At 71.4% G+C, this 17,251-nt stretch carries 14 protein-coding genes; 3 read left to right on the top strand and 11 right to left on the bottom strand.

Annotated elements, in window-relative coordinates:
- Nucleotides 1–8: 8 nt before the first annotated feature.
- From FCL41_RS01105 to FCL41_RS01095, 3 genes are all read right to left on the bottom strand, one after another.
- Nucleotides 9–236, bottom strand: coding sequence for a hypothetical protein (locus FCL41_RS01105; protein WP_137064367.1), 228 nt, complete (start codon nucleotides 234–236; stop codon nucleotides 9–11).
- A gap of 240 nt (nucleotides 237–476) precedes the next feature.
- The gene (locus FCL41_RS01100; RefSeq protein ID WP_137064368.1) at nucleotides 477–1,739 is read right to left on the bottom strand and encodes a fatty acid desaturase family protein; all 1,263 of its coding nucleotides are present in this window, start codon (nucleotides 1,737–1,739) and stop codon (nucleotides 477–479) included.
- Between the two features lie 19 nt (nucleotides 1,740–1,758).
- Complete coding sequence (locus FCL41_RS01095; RefSeq protein WP_137064369.1) at nucleotides 1,759–2,874, bottom strand: ferredoxin reductase; 1,116 nt, start codon at nucleotides 2,872–2,874, stop codon at nucleotides 1,759–1,761.
- Between the two features lie 197 nt (nucleotides 2,875–3,071).
- On the opposite strand from FCL41_RS01095, the gene FCL41_RS01090 reads away from it, so the two are divergent.
- Nucleotides 3,072–4,268, top strand: a complete 1,197-nt coding sequence (locus tag FCL41_RS01090) for a PucR family transcriptional regulator (RefSeq protein WP_239021716.1) — start codon at nucleotides 3,072–3,074, stop codon at nucleotides 4,266–4,268.
- Between the two features lie 88 nt (nucleotides 4,269–4,356).
- Here the strand turns inward: FCL41_RS01090 and FCL41_RS01085 are convergent, their stop codons facing one another.
- The 7 genes from FCL41_RS01085 to FCL41_RS01055 all read right to left on the bottom strand — a co-directional run bounded on the left by FCL41_RS01085 (nucleotide 4,357) and on the right by FCL41_RS01055 (nucleotide 12,766).
- The gene (locus FCL41_RS01085) at nucleotides 4,357–5,805 is read right to left on the bottom strand and encodes an amidohydrolase (RefSeq protein ID WP_137064370.1); all 1,449 of its coding nucleotides are present in this window, start codon (nucleotides 5,803–5,805) and stop codon (nucleotides 4,357–4,359) included.
- A 224-nt stretch (nucleotides 5,806–6,029) separates the two neighbouring features.
- The gene (locus tag FCL41_RS01080) at nucleotides 6,030–7,367 is read right to left on the bottom strand and encodes an LLM class flavin-dependent oxidoreductase (protein ID WP_137064371.1); all 1,338 of its coding nucleotides are present in this window, start codon (nucleotides 7,365–7,367) and stop codon (nucleotides 6,030–6,032) included.
- Between the two features lies 1 nt (nucleotide 7,368).
- Nucleotides 7,369–8,751 (bottom strand): LLM class flavin-dependent oxidoreductase, encoded by a 1,383-nt coding sequence (locus FCL41_RS01075; RefSeq protein ID WP_137064372.1) that lies wholly within the window; start codon nucleotides 8,749–8,751, stop codon nucleotides 7,369–7,371.
- 54 nt (nucleotides 8,752–8,805) lie between these two features.
- Complete coding sequence (locus tag FCL41_RS01070; protein ID WP_137064373.1) at nucleotides 8,806–9,645, bottom strand: ABC transporter permease; 840 nt, start codon at nucleotides 9,643–9,645, stop codon at nucleotides 8,806–8,808.
- Complete coding sequence (locus FCL41_RS01065; RefSeq protein WP_137064374.1) at nucleotides 9,638–10,465, bottom strand: ABC transporter ATP-binding protein; 828 nt, start codon at nucleotides 10,463–10,465, stop codon at nucleotides 9,638–9,640. Before FCL41_RS01065 ends, FCL41_RS01070 begins: the two co-directional genes overlap by 8 nt.
- A gap of 1 nt (nucleotide 10,466) precedes the next feature.
- Nucleotides 10,467–11,501 carry an ABC transporter substrate-binding protein gene (locus FCL41_RS01060; protein WP_137064375.1) on the bottom strand — a complete coding sequence of 345 codons (1,035 nt, stop codon included), beginning with the start codon at nucleotides 11,499–11,501 and terminating at the stop codon, nucleotides 10,467–10,469.
- Nucleotides 11,502–11,644: 143 nt separating this feature from the next.
- Nucleotides 11,645–12,766 (bottom strand): ABC transporter substrate-binding protein, encoded by a 1,122-nt coding sequence (locus FCL41_RS01055; protein ID WP_170970138.1) that lies wholly within the window; start codon nucleotides 12,764–12,766, stop codon nucleotides 11,645–11,647.
- A gap of 211 nt (nucleotides 12,767–12,977) precedes the next feature.
- Here FCL41_RS01055 and FCL41_RS01050 point away from each other — a divergent pair, with 211 nt between their 5' ends.
- The gene (locus tag FCL41_RS01050; protein WP_137064377.1) at nucleotides 12,978–14,498 is read left to right on the top strand and encodes a carboxyl transferase domain-containing protein; all 1,521 of its coding nucleotides are present in this window, start codon (nucleotides 12,978–12,980) and stop codon (nucleotides 14,496–14,498) included.
- Nucleotides 14,499–14,636: 138 nt separating this feature from the next.
- Nucleotides 14,637–15,905: an MFS transporter gene (locus FCL41_RS01045; protein ID WP_137064378.1), complete on the top strand. Its 1,269-nt coding sequence runs from the start codon at nucleotides 14,637–14,639 to the stop codon at nucleotides 15,903–15,905.
- Nucleotides 15,906–15,910: 5 nt separating this feature from the next.
- Here FCL41_RS01045 and FCL41_RS01040 read toward each other — a convergent pair whose 3' ends face one another.
- Nucleotides 15,911–17,227: an AI-2E family transporter gene (locus tag FCL41_RS01040; protein ID WP_137064379.1), complete on the bottom strand. Its 1,317-nt coding sequence runs from the start codon at nucleotides 17,225–17,227 to the stop codon at nucleotides 15,911–15,913.
- Nucleotides 17,228–17,251: the final 24 nt, after the last annotated feature.

Raw genomic sequence — 17,251 nt, 5'->3', positions numbered from 1 at the left:
CAACCCCGTCAGACCTGGCCGCGACGCCGGCCGGCGATCTCCTGCACCACGAAGCCCGCGATGCCACCGGCGACGGCCGCGACGAGCAGCTCCACGACGACGTGCAGATCGGTCAGGTTGTGCAGGAAGAACCAGACGATGCCAGCGACCAGCAGCATCGCGATGCTGGCCACCGGGCTCGCACGTCGCGGCGTACGCCCCGTGCCCTCGGCGTCCCGCTGGTTGGTCTCGCTCATCGCGTTCCTCACTCCTCGTGCTGACTGTGCTGCAGACCATACTCACGGGGTCGCGGGAGTGACGCGTCGCCGGGTCGGCTACCGGCGTGCGACCTTCTTCGACCACACGCTGGTGTGCGAGTACGACGCGTGGCCGGCGCCCCACGGTGGCACAACGACCAGAACAGCACCCAGGAACGACGGAAGGTCCGAGCCACCCGGTGACTCGAACCTTCCGTGCTGCGTACGTACGCGCCTGCGTCAGGCCGCCTCGACGACCTCGGCCTTCTCGACCTTGACGGCCCTGCGGCGGGCCTGGTCGTCCAGCTGGCGCTGGAGGGCGCGGCGGGTCTTGCGGCCACCGGTCACCATCTTGGCCAGCACGCCGACCTGCTTGGGCAGGTTCTTGACGGTGGTGGTCTCGAGCCAGCCGTTGGGGAAGCTCAGGCGGACGACCTTGTGCCACGCCGAGTAGATCTGCGGGACCAGCGGGCGCTCGAGGTAGTTGAGCTCGTACTTGTCGAAGACCGCCTTCACCTTGACCGCAGCCTCGGCGTAGCGGTTGGAGGGCAGGTCCGGGAAGAGGTGGTGCTCGATCTGGTGCGACAGGTTGCCGGTCATGATGTGCATCAGCTTCGAGCCGGAGATGTTGGCCGAGCCGAGCATCTGGCGGATGTACCAGTCGCCCCGGGTCTCGTCCTCGTCGAGCATCTCGCGCTCGAAGGTCTCGACGCCCTCGGGGAAGTGGCCGCACATGATGACCGAGTGGCTCCACATGTTGCGGGCCCAGTTGGCGACCAGGTTGGCAGCGATCGTCGGCACGAAGGAACCCGTGGGGATCGACAGCACCGGGTGGATCACGTAGTCACGCGTCATGTGCTTGCGGATCTTGACCAGGACCTTCTTCACCTGGTCGTCGAAGTCGGCGGGACGCTTCTCCTTCGGGCGGGAGAGGTTCTTGCCGAGCTCGAGGTCGTAGGCAGCGATGCCGTACTGGAAGAAGCAGGCGTTGATGAAGTTCCACGCCGGCTGCGCGATGTACATCGGGTACCACTTCTGGTCCTCGTCGACGCGCATGATGCCGTAGCCGAGGTCGTTGTCCTTGCCCACGATGTTCGTGTAGGTGTGGTGCACCTCGTTGTGGCTGTGCTTCCACGCGTCCGACGGGGTGACGTTGTCCCACTCCCAGGTCGAGGAGTGGATCTTCGGGTCGCGCATCCAGTCCCACTGGCCGTGGAGGATGTTGTGGCCGATCTCCATGTTCTCGAGGATCTTGGAGACGCTCAGGCCCACGGTGCCGAGCACCCAGGCAGGCGGGAAGATGGAGAAGAGCAGCACGCCGCGCGACCCCATCTCGAGGTAGCGCTGCGTCTTGATGACCTTGCGGATGTACGCCGCGTCGTCGGCGCCGCGGGAGTCGACGATCTCCTGACGGATCGCGTCGAGCTCACGACCCAGCTCCGCGATCTGCTCCTTGCTCAGGTGCGCGATCGGGTTGTTGGCCTTCTTCTGGATGGTGGTCATCGTGTCTCTCCTTCGGCGATCAGTGATCGAAGTGGCAGGGCCCGGCGGCGGCCTTGATGCAGGTCTGGACCTTGACGGTCCCGGACTCGCCGGGGATGGCAGTGGTGAGCTCGCCGTTGCGCAGGTCGCGCACGGTGCCCTCGGTCATCGGGATGAGGCAGCCCATGCACAGCCCCATGCGGCAGCCGGAACGCATCAGCATCCCGGCCTCCTCGGCCGCGTCGAGGATGGGCGTGGCGCCGTCGACGACGAGCTCCTTCTCGCTCTTCGCGAAGTGGAGCGTGCCGCCCTCACCGGGCTCCACGCGGCTGGTGCGGAACTGCTCGATCACCAGGGGCACGCCGGCGCGCTCGTGGTGCTCGGTGAGCGCGTCGAGCAGACCGGCGGGGCCGCAGGCGAGCGTCGTACGCGCGTGCAGGTCAGGGACGAGCTCGCCGAGCGCGTTGACGTCGAGCACACCGTGCACGTCGTCGTAGCGGGCGACGAGCTGGATCAGGCCAGCCGCGTCGAGCGCCTTGAGGTCGCGCAGGAAGATCGAGTCGGGCTCGCTGGGCGCGACGTGCACGACCACGATGTCGAAGCCCTTGCTGCGCTCCAGGTGCACCGCACCCGAGTCGGCCACCGGGAAGAGGTTGCGCAGCATCCCGATCACCGGGGTGACGCCGGAACCGGCCGTCACCATCAAGAACTTGCCGCCGTTGGGGTCGGGCAGCACGAACTCGCCGGCCGCCTGCTCGAGGTGGACGATGCTGCCGACCGGGCAGTGGTGCACCAGGTGGTGGCTCACGACGCCGTCGGGCACCGCCTTGACGGTGATCGAGATCAGGCCGTCGTTGCGCGGACCGTGGGTCAGCGAGTAGGCGCGCCACTGGCGTACGCCGTCGACGTCGATGCCGATGCGCGTGTACTGGCCCGGCTGGTGACCGGCCCAGTCGGCACCGGGCTTGATCAGGATGGTCGCGGCGTCGGCGGTCTCCGGCTCCACGCCGACGATGCGGCCGCGGAGCTCGGCGCCGGAGCGCAGGGGGGCGAAGAGGTCCAGGTAGTCAGCAGGCAGCAACGGCGTGGTCGCGGCCTCCACCAGGCGGATGGCACGGTCGCGCAAGCGGCCGGGGCGATCCATCGTCGAGGTCATGCCCCTATGCTGCACCGCCCAAGGGACTAGATTCCTGACCACAACTAGTGAACCTACTGGCGATAATTGTCCCTATCGAACAAAATGGCCCAGATTCAGCCCCAGCAGCACGGTGGAACGAGCCACCGACGACCAAGGAGAGCCGCGACGATGCTCATCGCCTTCCACGGAGCCCCGTCCCGCACGAGGGTGCGCCCGTGAACGAGACGTCCGCCGCGGGCACCCCCGACCCGATGGCTCGCTACCCCGAGGAGCCCCGGCTGTCGCTGCCGCCCGGGTTGGTCGAGCAGCTGACCTCGCAGCTCCCCCAGGTCGCCGACGCGGCGGTCGCGGCGATCATCGCCGAGGTGCCCACCTACGCCAACGCCCTCAGCGGGCCGATGGGCCAGGTGATCCGCGACGCGGTCGTGCTCGCCCTCGGCGGCTTCGTCCAGCTGGGTGCCCGCGGCGACCGCCGCAGCGACCGGCCAGCAGCGGCCTCGATGGAGGGCGCCTACCAGCTGGGGCGCGGCGAGGCGCGCTCCGGACGCTCGATGGAGGCGCTGCTGGCTGCCTACCGTGTGGGCTCGCGGGTGTCGTGGCGCCAGATGGCCGTGGGCCTGGTCAGGGCGGGCGTCGACTCGGCGACGGTGGCCGCCTACGCCGAGCTCGTCTTCGCCTACATGGACCAGCTCTCCGACCAGTCGGCGACCGGCCACCGCGACGAGACCAACGAGTCGGGCCGCGCGCGCCAGCGGTTGCTCGACCAGCTCGGCCGCGCCCTGCTCGAGGGCCGGTCGCCCGAGGCGGTGGAGGCGCTCGCCGCCCGCGCGCAGTGGGAGCCCCCCGAGACGCTGACCGCCGTGCTCGTCCCCGAGGCGCAGGGCTCGGTGCTGCTCGGCCTGATCGCCCCCAGCTCACTGCTGGTCGACGACCCGGCGGGCCGGTCCGTGCACTCGGTGCTCCTGGTGCCCGACGCCCACCGGAGCGTGCTGCTGCGCGCCGTGCAGGGTCATGCCGCCGTGGTGGGGTCGACCCGACCGTGGCTGGAGGTGCGCTCCTCCTACGAAAGAACCCGGCGGGCGCTCGAGCTGGAGCGGGAGTCGCGCTCGGCGACGCTGGACACCGAGGCGCACCTCGCCGACCTCGTGGTCACGGCCGACCCCGAGGCGTTGGGCGACCTGCGCGAGCAGGTGCTCGCCCCGCTCGCCGAGATGAGCGAGTCGACCCGCGACAAGCTGGTCGAGACCCTGCGCGCCTGGCTGCTGCACCAAGGCCGGCGCGACGCGGTGGCGGCGACCCTCTTCGTGCACCCCCAGACCGTCCGCTACCGGATGGGCCAGCTGCGCGAGGCCTACGGCGACCTGCTCGACGAGCCCGACTTCGTACGCCGCGCGACGATCGCGCTGGGCTGAGCCGCGCCCCGGAAGGAAACTCCCCGCCCGATCGAGTGGGGTGAGCGTGGGCCGCCCTCGCCTCGGAAGGAATTTCCTGCCGAGGGCGCTAGGCCACGTACACGCCCCGACCATCCACGTACGTCGCGAGCACCTGGCCGCGCATCGACCGCAGGTGGGCCGCTGCCTCGGGGCCGGTGTCGAAGCGCAGCGGGTCGTCGCCCAGCAGGACCACGTCGCGGGCGGTCGCCAGGTCGCCTACGCCGTCGACGCTCGCCGCCAGCGCCTCGGTCGCCGTGAGCGACTGCTCGGGGTGCCACCCCTCGCGCTCGTCGGCGCTGCGGTGCACCGCAGCCGCCATCGCCAGCCAGGGGTCGAGGGGGGAGACCGGGGCGTCGGAGCCGAAGGCCAGCTGCACCCCGGCGTCGCGCATCCACCGCAGCGCGAAGCAGCGCCCGCCGCGACCCGGCCACTGCTGCTCGGTCGGGTCCCGGTCGTCGAGCAGGTGCGCGGGCTGGACGCTGGCGCGCACGCCGAGGGCACGCATGCGTCGTACGTCGTCGCGGCGCACCAGCTGGGCGTGCTCGACGGAGCCCCGCGCGCCGGTGGCGGCGAAGGCGTCCAGCGCGGCCTCGACCGCCCGGTCGCCGATCGCGTGCACCGCGGCCTCCAACCCTCCGGCATGGGCCCTCGCCAGGAGGTCCTGCAGCTCGTCGGCCTCCAGGTTGGGCTCGCCGTAGGGGAGCGCGGGGGCGCCGGCGTAGGGCTCGCAGCACCAGGCGGTGCCGGTGTTGAGGGAGCCGTCGCTGATGATCTTCAGCGGCCCGACCATGAGCCGGCCGCCGCGGTCGAGCACGTCGCCCGTCCTCCACCCCTCGGCCAGCACGTCGGCGAGGCCACTGGCGTAGGTCGCGGTGCGCACCCGCAGCAGGTCGGCGCCCGCCGACCAGCGATCGATCCAGGCACCCGGGCCCTCGCCGAACTCGAAGTCGACGACGCCGGTGACACCGAGCGCGGCGGCCCGGCCCAGCGTGGCGGCGTAGTCACCCGGCGCGACTCGCTCGGAACCGAAGACGTCACCGAGGCGGGCGTAGACGGCGAACCACTCGTCCTCGGAGACCACCTCGTCGCGCAGCGGCAGGCCCAGGATGCGCTGGGCCGAGGAGTTGAGCCACCCGTGGTGGGCGTCGCCCGCGACCAGGACCACGGGGGTGTCGGTGACCGCGTCGAGGGCGGCGGTGGTGGGCCCCGTCGGCCAGGCAGTCGGGCGGTGGCCGAAGCCGATCACGGGGTGCCCGAGCCGCTGGGTGAGCCGACTGCGCACGGCGGCCAGGACGTCCTCCACGGAGTCGGCGGCGGAGGTGTCGAGCCGCGACTGCACGAGAGTCCACTGACCGAGGTGGACGTGGGCGTCCCACAGGCCCGGCACCGCCCAGGCGCCGTCGGCGTCGAGGACCTGAGCGGGCTCCCCGACGCCGGGAAGATCGAGGTCGACGGGGTCGGCGACCGGCTGCCTGCCCGGCAGGAGCGGGACGGGGCGGACGTTGCGGAGCAGCACCTGCTCAGGCTAGTCCGCACCGACGGCACGGCACGCCTTCGCGGCCCCGATGCCGGGCGTGATTCCGGCCCCACCGGCCCCCGGGCTGTCACCAACCGTGGTGCCGCCTCAGGTGGGGCGGCACCACGGCCACGGAGACTGCCCGGTCGCGCTGGAACGGACCGGGCCGCGGTCGGGCCGACCGACGGGAGTGGGACGGCCCGCCCGGACCACGTCAGGCGGGCTCAGCCCGCGCGGGAGACGCCGGCCAGGGCGCCCTCCCCCGGCACCGGGAGTCCGTAGTGCTCGCGCAGCGTGGAGCCCTCGTACGCGGTGCGGAAGAGCCCGCGCTGCTGGAGGATCGGCACGACGTGGTCGACGAAGTCCTCCAGCGTGTCGGGCAGCGTGGCCGGCATGACGTTGAAGCCGTCGGAGGCACCGGTGGTGAACCACAGCTCGATGGTGTCGGCGACCTGCTCCGGCGTGCCCGCGAAGACCCGGTGGCCGCGGCCGCCGCCGAGGCGGCGCAGCAGCTGGCGCACGGTGAGGTCCTCCCGGCGCGCCAGCTCCAGGGTGAGCGCGTAGCGGCTGCCGGTGTTGTCGTCGGGCGCCCGCACCGCTGCCGGCAGCGGCTCGTCGAGCGGCAGCTGGTCGACCGCCAGCCCGGTCTGGTGGGCCAGCTGCTCGTGCGGGTGGCGCAGCACGATCAGGTCGTCGAGCGCGTCGGCCCTGGCCGTCGCCTCCGCCTCGGTGCCGCCCAGGACGGTCACGATGCCCGGGAGGATCTTGATGTGGTCGGGGTTGCGCCCGGCCCTGCGGGTGGCGGCCTTGAGCTCGGCGTAGAAGGACCGGCCGTCCTCGATCGTGCGCTGCGCGGTGAAGATGGCCTCGGCGTACTTCGCAGCGAGCGCAATGCCGGGGCCGGAGGACCCGGCCTGCACGACCACCGGGTGGCCCTGCGGGCTCCGACCGACCGTGAGCGGGCCGGCGACGTCGAAGAACTCTCCGCGGTGGTGGATCGGCTGCACCCGCGACGGGTCTGCCCAGACTCCCTCGGCGCGGTCGCCGACGACCGCGTCGGGACGCCAGGAGTTCCACAGCTTCAGGGTGACGTCGACGAACTCGTCGGCGCGGCGGTAGCGCTCCTCGTGGCCCGGCCACTCGGTGATGCCGTAGTTGGCGCCGACCGCGTCGGTGGCGGTGGTGACCACGTTCCACCCCGCCCGGCCCTTGCTCAGCCGGTCGAGCGAGGCGAAGCGACGAGCCAGGTTGTAGGGCTCCTCGACGGTGGTGGAGGCGGTGCCGATCAGGCCGATGCGCGACGTCGCGGCCGCGATGGCGGCCAGCTTCACCGTCGGGTCGAGCGACTCCGAGGGGCGACGGTCGGGGTGGCCGAGCACCGGGACGTCGGCGAAGAAGATGGAGTCGAGCAGGCCCCGCTCGGCGGTCCGGGCGAGCTCGACGACGTGCTCGAGGGAGAGGTAGTCGTCGGGCTCGGTGGCGTTGGAGCGCCACGCGGCCTCGTGGTGGCCGGCGCTCATCAGGAACGCGTTGAGGGCGAGGTGGCGGGTGGGCTTCGGCATGTCAGGCGGTCCTCTCGGTGGTGGCGGCAGCGCCGCCGGACGACGCGCCCACCCCGGCCCCGGACGCAGCCCCCAGCGGGGCGGGCACGGGCAGGCCGTAGTGGTCGCGCAGCGTGGTGCCGGCGTAGTCCCGGCGGAAGAGGCCGCGGTCCTGCAGGACCGGGACCACGTGGTCGACGAAGGTCTCCAACCCCGAGGGGTAGATCGCCGGCATGATGTTGAAGCCGTCGGCCGCGCCGGAGGTGAACCACTCCTGGATCGTGTCGGCGACCTGCTCGGGGGTGCCGACGTACGTCCGGTGGCCGCGACCGCCGCCGAGGCGCAGCAGGAGCTGGCGCACGGTCAGGTCCTCGCGACGGGCCAGCGCCACGATGAGCTCGTAGCGGGTGCGGTTGCCCTCGATCTCCGACGCCGGTCGGATGTCGGTCGGGAGCGGCGCGTCGAGGTCGATCTGGTCCGCGGGGACCCCGATCTGCTCGGCGAGGGCGGCCAGGGGGCGCTCCAGCACGACCAGGTCGTCGAGGCTCTTCTCGATCGCACGCGCCTCCTCGACCGTGGAGCCGACGATCGGTACCAGGCCGGGCAGGATCTTGACGTGGTCCGGGTTGCGGCCCGCCTTGCGGGTGGCCGCCTTGAGCTCGGCGTAGAAGGCCTGCCCCTCCTCCAGCGTCGGCTGCGCGGTGAAGACGGCCTCGGCGTACTTCGCCGCGAGGGCGATGCCGGGCACCGACGAGCCCGCCTGCACGACCACCGGGTGCCCCTGCTCGCTGCGTCCGACGTTGAGCGGCCCCTTGACCCGGAAGTGCTCGCCCACGTGGTCCAGCGCGTGGACCTTGGCGGGGTCGTGGAAGACGCCGTTGGCCTTGTCGGCGATGCGGTGGCCGTCCTCCCAGCCGCCCCACAGCCCCAGGACCACCTCGAGGAACTCCTCGGCGCGGGCGTAGCGCTCGGCGTGACCCAGCGGCTCGGTGTAGCCGAAGTTGGCGCCGGCGGTGAGGTCGGCGGAGGTGACCACGTTCCACCCCGCGCGGCCCTTGCTGATCGCGTCGAGCGAGGCGAAGGTGCGCGCCAGGTTGTAGGGCTCCTCGTAGGTCGTCGACGAGGTCGCGATGAGTCCGATGCGCTCGGTGACCACGGCCATCGCGCTGAGCAGGAGGGCCGGCTCGAGGATCTCCGACGGACGGCGGGCGACCGTGCTGCCGAAGGTCGAGGGGCTGTCGGCGAAGAAGACCGAGTCGAGCTTGCCGCGCTCCGCGGTCCGCGCGATGTCCTGGAAGTAGGTGACGTCGCGCTGCACGTCGGTGCGGGTCTCGGGCAGGCGCCAGGCCACCTCGTGGTGGCCGACGTCGTGGATGAAGGCGTTGAGGACGAGCTGTCGTGGCATGCGGGAACTCCTGTGCGGTGGCAGGGCGGGGTGGCGGGGGTGGCGTGACGACGCTCAGACGCGCCAGCGGGAGAGGCGCTTCTCCAGCGCCACCAGCGAGCCGTTGACGATCAGGCCCAGCGCCGTCGTGGTGAGGATCGCCGCGTACATCTGCGGGTAGAGGAAGTTGTTCTGGCTGTAGGTGATGAGGAAGCCGACCCCGGCGGTGGCGCCGATCATCTCGGCGGCGATGAGCACGAGGATCGCTGCGGCGCCGGCCATCCGGATGCCGGTGAAGATCTGGGGCACCGCTGCCGGGAAGACCACCTTGCGGAAGGTCGTGACCGGGGAGAGGCCGAGCACCCTGGCCGAGCGCAGCAGCTGCGGGTCGACGGTGGCGACACCGCTGATCGTGGAGAGCAGGATCGGGAAGAAGCAGGCGAAGAGCACGATGGCGACCTTCGACGTCTCACCGATGCCGAAGACCAGGACGAAGACCGGCAGGATCGCCAGCGCCGCGGTGTTGCGGAAGATCTCGAGCACGGGTGAGAGCAGCTCGCGGACCGGCGGGTACCAGGCGATGGCCGTGCCCAGCGGGATCGCGGTGGCGACCGCCAGGCCGAAGCCGATGACCGAGCGTACGAGGCTCGCCTCGAGGTGCCCCCAGATGCGGCCGCTCGTGAAGAGCTCCCACCACGCCACGAGGACGTCGGAGAGCGGGAAGACGACGTACGACGGCACGATCTCCAGACGCGGCGCCACCTCCCACACGACGGCGAGCAGCAGCACCCCGACGACACCGCGTCCCCCACGGGCGGCGTTGCGGCGATATCGCGAGACGTGCGTGACCCCCGCGGAGGCCTCCTGACGCGGATTGAGCTTCGGCTCGGCGCGTTCCTTGAGCAGGCTAGGCAACTTGGGTCACTCCCTCGGGGGTGCTGCTGCGACGGTTGGCCTGACGCAGCAACGTCCAGATCTCGTGGCGGTAGTGGGCGAACTGCGGCGTCGAGCGGATGTCGACGTCGGCGCCGCCGGAGCGGTCGAGCTGGATGTCGACCAGCGCCTTGATGCGGCCGGGTCGCGCACTCATCACGGCGACGCGCTGGCCGAGGAAGACGGCCTCGTCGATGTCGTGGGTGATGAAGACGATGGTGGTGCCGAGGCGCTTCCAGATGCCGATCAGCTCCTCCTGGAGGCGCTCGCGGGTCTGGGCGTCGAGCGCACCGAAGGGCTCGTCCATGAGCAGGACCTGGGGGTCGTACGAGAGTGAGCGCGCGATGGCGACACGCTGCTTCATGCCGCCCGAGAGCTCGTGCGGGTGCCGGTCGGCGAAGTCGGTGAGCCCGACCAGGTCGAGGACCTCCAGGGCCCGCTCCCGACGCTCGGAGCGCGAGAGCCCGCCCTTGGCCTCCAGCGCGAACTCGACGTTGCCGACGGCGGTGCGCCACGGCAGCAACGTGTACTGCTGGAAGACCACGCTGCGGTCGAGGCCGGGCTTGGTGATCTCCACGCCGTCCGCGGTCAGCCGTCCGGCAGTCGGGCGGGTGAGGCCCGCGACCAGGTCGAGCACGGTCGACTTGCCGCACCCCGAGGGCCCGACGAGGGTGATGAACTCCCCCGCCTCGATGGTCAGGTCGACGTCCTCGAGGGCGACGAACTCGTGCAGCTGCTTGTCGGTGTCGCTGCGGACCTGGAAGGTCTGCCGGACGCCGGACAGCTCGATCCTGCTGCTCATCTCACTTCTCCTTGGCGTAGGGGTTGAACTCGTTGGTGTAGATGTCGTCGACCTCGACGGAGCCCTTCTTGATCTCGCCCGCCGCGACGAGCCAGTCGAGCCAGAGCGAGAAGTCCTCGTCGCGCAGCACGCCGCCCTCGGTGGAGACTCCGGTGCCGCGCCACAGGCCCAGGGCCTCCTTCTGGTCGCCGCGACCGTCCTCCTCGAGGTAGTCGCCGATCAGGTCGCGGACCTCCTCGACCGAGTGGTCCTGGCTCCAGACCACGGCCTTGGCGAGAGCGCCCACCAGGTCGCCGACGGCCCCCGGGTTCTCCTGGATGAAGCGGTCGTGCAGGGCGAGGCCACCGCCGTTGTAGGGGCCGACCACCTCGACGTCGCTGAAGAGGACGTCCAGGCCCGGGCGCTGGAGGGCGTAGTCCCTCGCGCTGCCGGACATGAACGCCGCGTCGACCTGCTTCTTGCGCAGCGAGGCCTCCGAGACGGTGCCGGGCAGCGGGACGAGGGTCACCTGGGCGATCTCCTTCTCGGTGAGCCCTCCTTCGGCCAGGTAGGTGTCGAGCACGGCCTCGGCGTTCGCACCGAGGGTGTTGACGGCGACCTTCTTGCCGATGAGGTCACGCGGGCCCTCGATGTCGTCGCCCTGGCGGACGACGAAGGAGAAGTTCACGTCATCGTGGGAGCCGTAGTAGGCGAGCACCGCGGTGATCGGGGCGCCGGTGGAGACCACCTTGGCGATGGCTCCCTGGAACGCGCCGGCCACGTCCACCTGGTCGGTGGTCAGCGCCCGCAGGCCCTCTGGCCCGCCCTGCACGTCGCCGACCCGATCGAGCTCGATGTCGGCCTCGTCGAGGTAGCCGAGCGCGTCGGCCAGCTCCATCACGTTGAGCATGCCGACGTAGGACTGGTAGCGGATGACGGTGTCACCGTCAGCGTTGGTCGCGGCGCCGCCGGCTCCACCGCAGGCGCTCAGGGCGGCGCCGAGGAGCAGGGAGGTGGCGACGGCAACCACGCGGCTGTGCAGGGAGAGGGAAGGCATGGAGATCCTTTCGACAGGGCAGACCGCGACGGGCGGCCAGGACGGGGGCACGGGTCCTGTAGTGCATGACGTTACTTAACTTAATTGGATTACTGGACTTAAGTTCAGCATCCAGACAGCGTGTCGTCCCCCCGTCCCAGACCTCACTCGTCGGCGGCGCCCTCTGCCTCGGCCGGGTCCGACCGGTAGCCGTCGATGAACGCCGCATCGTCGGCGTACGGGTTGAGGTCGTTGGTGTAGACGTCCTCGACCTTCACGGACCCCTTGTCCACCTCGCCTGACGCCTCGAGCCAGTCGAGCCAGATCGAGAAGTCCTCGTCGCGCAGCCACCCGCCGGCCGTCGGGATGCCGGTGCCGTGCCAGAACTGGATCGTCTGCACCGCGTCGTCGCGGCCCTGCTCGGTCAGGAAGTCGATGACGAACTCACGCACCTCCTCGACCGTGTGCGTCTGCGTCCACTCGATCGCCCTGGTGATCCCGGCGACGAGCTCCTTGGCCGCCTCCGGGTTCTCGGCGATGAACTTCTCGTGCAGCGCGAAGGAACCACCCGTGTAGGGGCCCACGACATCGAGGTCGGTCGTCAGCACCTTCAACCCCGGGCGCTCCCGGGCGATCTCCAGCGCAGGGCCGCTCACGAAGGCAGCGTCGATCTGCTTCTCGCGCAGGGACGCCTCGAGCACGTTGGCGGGCAGCGGCACCAGGGTCACCCGGTCGATCTCCGCCGGAGTGAGCCCGGAGTCGGCCAGGTAAGTGTCGAGCACGGCCTCCCAGTTGGCCCCGAGGGTGTTGAGCGCGACCTTCTTGCCAATGAGGTCCTTGGCCTTCTTGACACTGCCGTCGTCGCGGACGACCACGGACTGCCGCACCTCGCCGACGGAGCCGTACGAGGCGGCCACGGCCTTGACCGGCGCCCCGGTGGAGACAACCTTGGCGATGGCCCCCTGGAAGGCGCTGGCAATGTCGATCTGGTCGGTGGCCAGGGCCCGCAGGCTCTCCGGCCCGCCCGTGGTCTCCCCGACGAGCTTCAGCTCGATGTCGTCGAGGTAGCCGAGCGCGGCCGCGATCTCGGGAACCGTCACCGCCCCGGCCGAGGACTGGTAGCGAATCACGGTCTTCCCGTCCTCCGTGGTCTCCGCGCCGCTGGAGCCGCAGGCCGCGAGGGTGGCACCCAGCGCGAGCGCGCCGATGGCCGCAGCGAGGCGGACGGCGAGGCGGGGCCGCGTACGCACGGACGGGTGGCGAGGAGGCAGCGAGTGCAGGAGCATGGGACTTCCTTCCGGACGACGAGACCTGGGCGGACTCGCTTTCTGTTCAATGTCGCTTGACTTACTCGACAATGACAGTGAGGGGCGACCTCCGCCAGCCCGGGTCGCATGGTGAGACACCGGTCCGCGACCCGAGAGGGTGATCACCATCTCGCCTCGACCCGCCCCGCGTGACCGGCCTGCCCCGGCGCCCGCGCCTACGCTGAACCGCATGACTCGCCTCTCGGCCCGCGACCTGATCGACCTGGTCCTCGACGACGACTCCTGGCAGTCGTGGGACGAGGCCCCCGACCACTCCGCGGCGACCGGGGCGTACGCCGAGCAGCTCGCCGCCGCAGCCGAGAAGTCCGGCGTCGACGAGTCCGTGATCACCGGCGAAGGCACGCTGCGCGGGCGTCGCGTCGCCGTGCTGGCCAGCGAGTTCGCCTTCCTCGCCGGCTCGCTCGGCACCGCGTCGTCGGAGCGGCTCGTACGTTCGATCCGCCGCGCCACCGCCGCTGGACTGCCGCTCCTGGGCGCCCCGGTCTCCGGCGGCACCCGCATGCAGGAGGGCACCGTCGCCTTCGTGCAGATGGTGCGCATCGCGGAGGCGATCGCCGCCCACAAGGCGGCCGGACTCCCCTACTTCGTCTACCTGCGCCACCCCACCACCGGCGGCGTGATGGCCTCGTGGGGCTCGTTGGGCCACATCACCGTGGCCGAGCCCGGCGCCCTGCTGGGCTTCCTCGGCCCCCGCGTCTACGAGGCGCTCTACGGCGAGCCCTTCCCCGAGGGCGTGCAGACCGCGGAGAACCTCTTCGCCCGCGGCATCGTCGACGCCGTGGTCCCGCCCGAGCAGATCAGCGACATCGTCCACCGTGCCCTCGAGATCATCGACCGGCGCGGCCCGGACGGCACCGACGGCGCGGGCGGAGACGCGCCCGCGACCCGGCCGACGACGAGCCCCGAGCTCGACGCCGACCCGGCCGCCGACATCGACGCCTGGGAGTCGGTGACCCGTTCCCGACGGCCCGACCGCCCCGGCGTACGTCGGTTGCTGAAGTACGCCGCCACCGACGTCGTGCCGCTCAACGGCACCGGCCAGGGGGAGTCCGACCCCGGCCTGCTCATCGCCCTGGTGCGCTTCGGCGACTCCCCGTGCGTCTTCCTCGGCCAGGACCGTCGCGGCCAGACCCCCGACCACCCGATGGGTCCGGGTGCGCTGCGCGAGGCCCGACGCGGCATGCGGCTCGCCTCCGAGCTGGGGCTGCCACTGGTCACCGCGATCGACACCCAGGGAGCCGCGCTCAGCGCCGACGCGGAGAACGGCGGCCTCGCCGGCGAGATCGCCCGCTGCCTGGCCGAGCTGGTCACCCTCGACGCGCCCACGCTCTGCCTGATGCTGGGCGAGGGCACGGGCGGCGGGGCGCTGGCACTGCTGCCGGCCGACCGCGTGGTCGCTGCCGAGCACGCCTGGCTCTCGCCGTTGCCACCCGAGGGCGCGAGCGCCATCGTGCACCGCACCACCGAGCACGCGCCCGAGATGGCCAGGGCACAGCACGTACGCGCCCAGGACCTGCACGCCCGCGGCACGGTCGACCGGATCGTGGCCGAGCGACCCGACGCGGCCGACGAGGCGGAGGCGTTCTGCCGCCGCGTCGGGGCGGTGCTCGAGCAGGAGCTGGCGACCCTCATCGCCCGCGGCCCGGGCGCCTCGGACGTACGCGCCGCGCGCTACGGCGGACTCGGCTGAGCGCTGCGCGGCCCGGGAGACCTGCGCGGCCCGGGAGCTCTGCGCGGCCCGGGAGCTCTGTCGATCCCGCCCAGGCCGAGCCGGACCACCCTGCGGACCTATACATAAGTATTTAGGTAAACTAACTAGACTCCGCGCATGGAAGCCTCCGTGCCCGCCGTCGCTCCCGCCGGACCGCCCGCCACCTCCGGTTGGAGACGTCTGGTGGTGGTCAGCGCGATCTGCCAGACCCTCGCCATGGGCGTCACCTTCCCCGCCTTCTCGGTCCTGGTGCTACCGGTCACCGCGGAGCTCGGGATCGGCCGACCCCGGTTGATCGGCGCGCTGACCCTGGCCACCCTCATCGCCGCGGTGGCAGCCGTGCCCGTCGGCCGCTTCATGGATCGTCACGGCGGAAGGCTCCTGATGGTCGTGGGCGCGGCCTGCGGCGTCATCGGCATCGCGACGTGGGCGAGCGCCCAGTCGGTGGCCCAGCTCTACGCCGCCTTCGTGCTGCTGGGCCTCTGCATGGCCTTCTCCGCCGCCGAGGCTGGCACCGCGGTGCTCGTGATGGCGACCACCCCGCGCCAGCGTGACACCGCGATCCTCGTCTCCAGCACCATCACCGGCCTCGGCACGGCCGTCTACTACCCGCTCACCGGCTGGCTCGAGGTCGAGCTCGGCTGGCGGGCCACGCTGCTGGTGTATGCAGGCGTCCTCGCCGTCGTGGCCGTGCCCGGCCACCTGTGGGTCGTGCCGGGGCGCGTCGAGCACCGGCAACGCCAGACCACCCGGCGCGGCCTCACGCTCGGGCCCGCCCTGCGCTCGGGCACCTTCTGGATCCTGGCCGCCGCCTTCCTGGCCCAGGCGAGCTCCAACTCCGCCTTCGCGCTGCTGATGGTCGCCTACTTCCACGACGTCGGGCACAGCCTGCGAGTGGCCGCCACCCTGCCGGTGGCGCTGGGCCTGCTGCAGGTCGTCTCACGCCTGGTGCTGATGCCACTCGCACCCCGGGTCGGGATGCCGGTCCTGGCGATGGTCGCCTGCGCCCTGCAGGGGGTGGGGATGCTGGCCATGCCGCTGGCCGGGGTGTCCGTACCGTTGACGTTGCTCTGCCTGACCGGGGTCGGCCTGGGCTTCGGGCTGACGATGGTCTCGCGGCCGTCGCTGGTGGCGAGCAGCTTCGGGGCGCTCCAGTTCGCCTCGATCATGGCCGTCCTGACCGTCCTCGTCAGCCTGGCGCGCTCCGGCTCTCCGCTCGTGGGCTCACTGCTCAGCGACTGGCGAATGGTCGTGGTCTCGGGCGCGCTCTCGCTGGTGGCTGCGGCCCTGCTGCTGCCGATCGCCCTGAGGTCACGGACGACGGGCGAGTACGAGTTCGACCCCGCCCCGGCACCCGCCCCGGTCGGCGCGTCCAGCGCGGCCTGACGGACTCAGGCCCCGTCGCCTCCGCCGGATCCGTGGCGACGGGCGGCCCGCCGGGAGCGTACGGCCGTGACCATCGAGCCGACCTTGTGCGCGACGCCCGCCAGCGGGACGTGCTTCTCCTCGTCCTCCTCGTCCGGCCGCGGTGGTGGTGCGATGCCTCCGAGCGCGACCGTGCGGTCGACCTGTTCGAGCAGGTAGCGGAAGAAGACGGCGGCCACCGCGGTCGTCGGCACCGCCAGAAACGCACCGGCGATGCCGAAGAGCGAGCTGCCGAGCGTGACCGAGAGGAGCACGACGACGGGGTGCAGGTTCATCGACTTGGACTGGAGCATCGGCGAGAGCACGTTGCCCTCGATCTGCTGCACGACCACGATCAGCAGCAGCACCCACAGCGCTCCGGTGAGCCCGTTGGAGACGAGGGCCACCAGGACGGCGATGGCGCCGGCGGTGATGGCTCCGATGATCGGGACGAAGCCGCCGAAGAAGGTGAGCACCGCCAGCGGGATGGCGAGCGGCACTCCGATGATGAGCAGGCCGCTGCCGATCAGCACGGCGTCGATGCCACTGACCATCGCCTGGGTCCGGATGAAGCCGCCCAAGGTGTCCCAGGCCCGGCTCGAGACCTCCATGAGGTGCGCGCCGACGCCGGGGCCAGCGACCTTGCGCAGCCACGGGCGGAAGTGGCGGCCGTCCTTGAGGAAGAAGAAGACCAGGAAGGCGACGACGACCATGTTGATCACGGCGGAGGTGAGCGCGCTGACGCCGGTCAGGACGCCTCCGGCGATCACCGAGGCCGACTTCTCCAGCCTGTCCTGGGCAGCCGCCAGGAAGTCGTCGATCTGCTCCTTGTTGAAGAGGTTGGAGTCGCGGACCCACTTCTGCAGCTCGTCGATGCCCTTGATCGCGTCGTCGGCGATCGTGGTGCTGCCGTTGGCCACCGAGGGGGCCATGAGGTAGATCCCGTAGGTCACCAGACCCACGCCACCGAGCAGGGTGGCGGCCGCCGCCAGCGCCGGCGGGAACTTGGCGCGGTGCTCGAAGAAGCCGGCGATCGGGGAGAGCACGGCCGTGACCAGCAGTGCCAGCGCGACCGGCATCAAGATGCTCCAGGCCTTGCCGACGATCTCGCCGAGGATCACCAGGGCGATCGCGATCAGGATCCAGCGGGCGCTCCACGTGGCCGACCAGGCAATGCCCCGGCCGATCACGGCCTCCTTGCGGGGGCCTGCGCCAAGCTCGCTCACCGTCTCGGCAGCAGCGGCTTCGGCCGAGCGGGTCCCGGGCTCGACACCGGCGTCATCACGGGGGGTGCTCTCCGACATGGTGGCAGTGTGTCAGAACTCGAC

The sequence above is a fragment of the Nocardioides jishulii genome (assembly GCF_006007965.1).
Classification (GTDB): domain Bacteria; phylum Actinomycetota; class Actinomycetes; order Propionibacteriales; family Nocardioidaceae; genus Nocardioides; species Nocardioides jishulii.
Note: the sequence above shows the minus strand (reverse complement) of the source record. Positions and strands in the feature narration are given on the sequence as shown.

Bases quoted from the DNA above. Each gene is read 5' to 3' on its own strand.
- FCL41_RS01105 (WP_137064367.1), bottom strand. From the start codon at position 236: ATGAGCGAGACCAACCAGCGGGACGCCGAGGGCACGGGGCGTACGCCG.
- FCL41_RS01100 (WP_137064368.1), bottom strand. From the start codon at position 1,739: ATGACCACCATCCAGAAGAAGGCCAACAACCCGATCGCGCACCTGAGC.
- FCL41_RS01095 (WP_137064369.1), bottom strand. From the start codon at position 2,874: ATGACCTCGACGATGGATCGCCCCGGCCGCTTGCGCGACCGTGCCATC.
- FCL41_RS01080 (WP_137064371.1), bottom strand. From the start codon at position 7,367: ATGCCGAAGCCCACCCGCCACCTCGCCCTCAACGCGTTCCTGATGAGC.
- FCL41_RS01075 (WP_137064372.1), bottom strand. From the start codon at position 8,751: ATGCCACGACAGCTCGTCCTCAACGCCTTCATCCACGACGTCGGCCAC.
- FCL41_RS01065 (WP_137064374.1), bottom strand. From the start codon at position 10,465: ATGAGCAGCAGGATCGAGCTGTCCGGCGTCCGGCAGACCTTCCAGGTC.
- FCL41_RS01060 (WP_137064375.1), bottom strand. From the start codon at position 11,501: ATGCCTTCCCTCTCCCTGCACAGCCGCGTGGTTGCCGTCGCCACCTCC.
- FCL41_RS01055 (WP_170970138.1), bottom strand. From the start codon at position 12,766: ATGCTCCTGCACTCGCTGCCTCCTCGCCACCCGTCCGTGCGTACGCGG.
- FCL41_RS01050 (WP_137064377.1), top strand. From the start codon at position 12,978: ATGACTCGCCTCTCGGCCCGCGACCTGATCGACCTGGTCCTCGACGAC.
- FCL41_RS01045 (WP_137064378.1), top strand. From the start codon at position 14,637: ATGGAAGCCTCCGTGCCCGCCGTCGCTCCCGCCGGACCGCCCGCCACC.
- FCL41_RS01040 (WP_137064379.1), bottom strand. From the start codon at position 17,227: ATGTCGGAGAGCACCCCCCGTGATGACGCCGGTGTCGAGCCCGGGACC.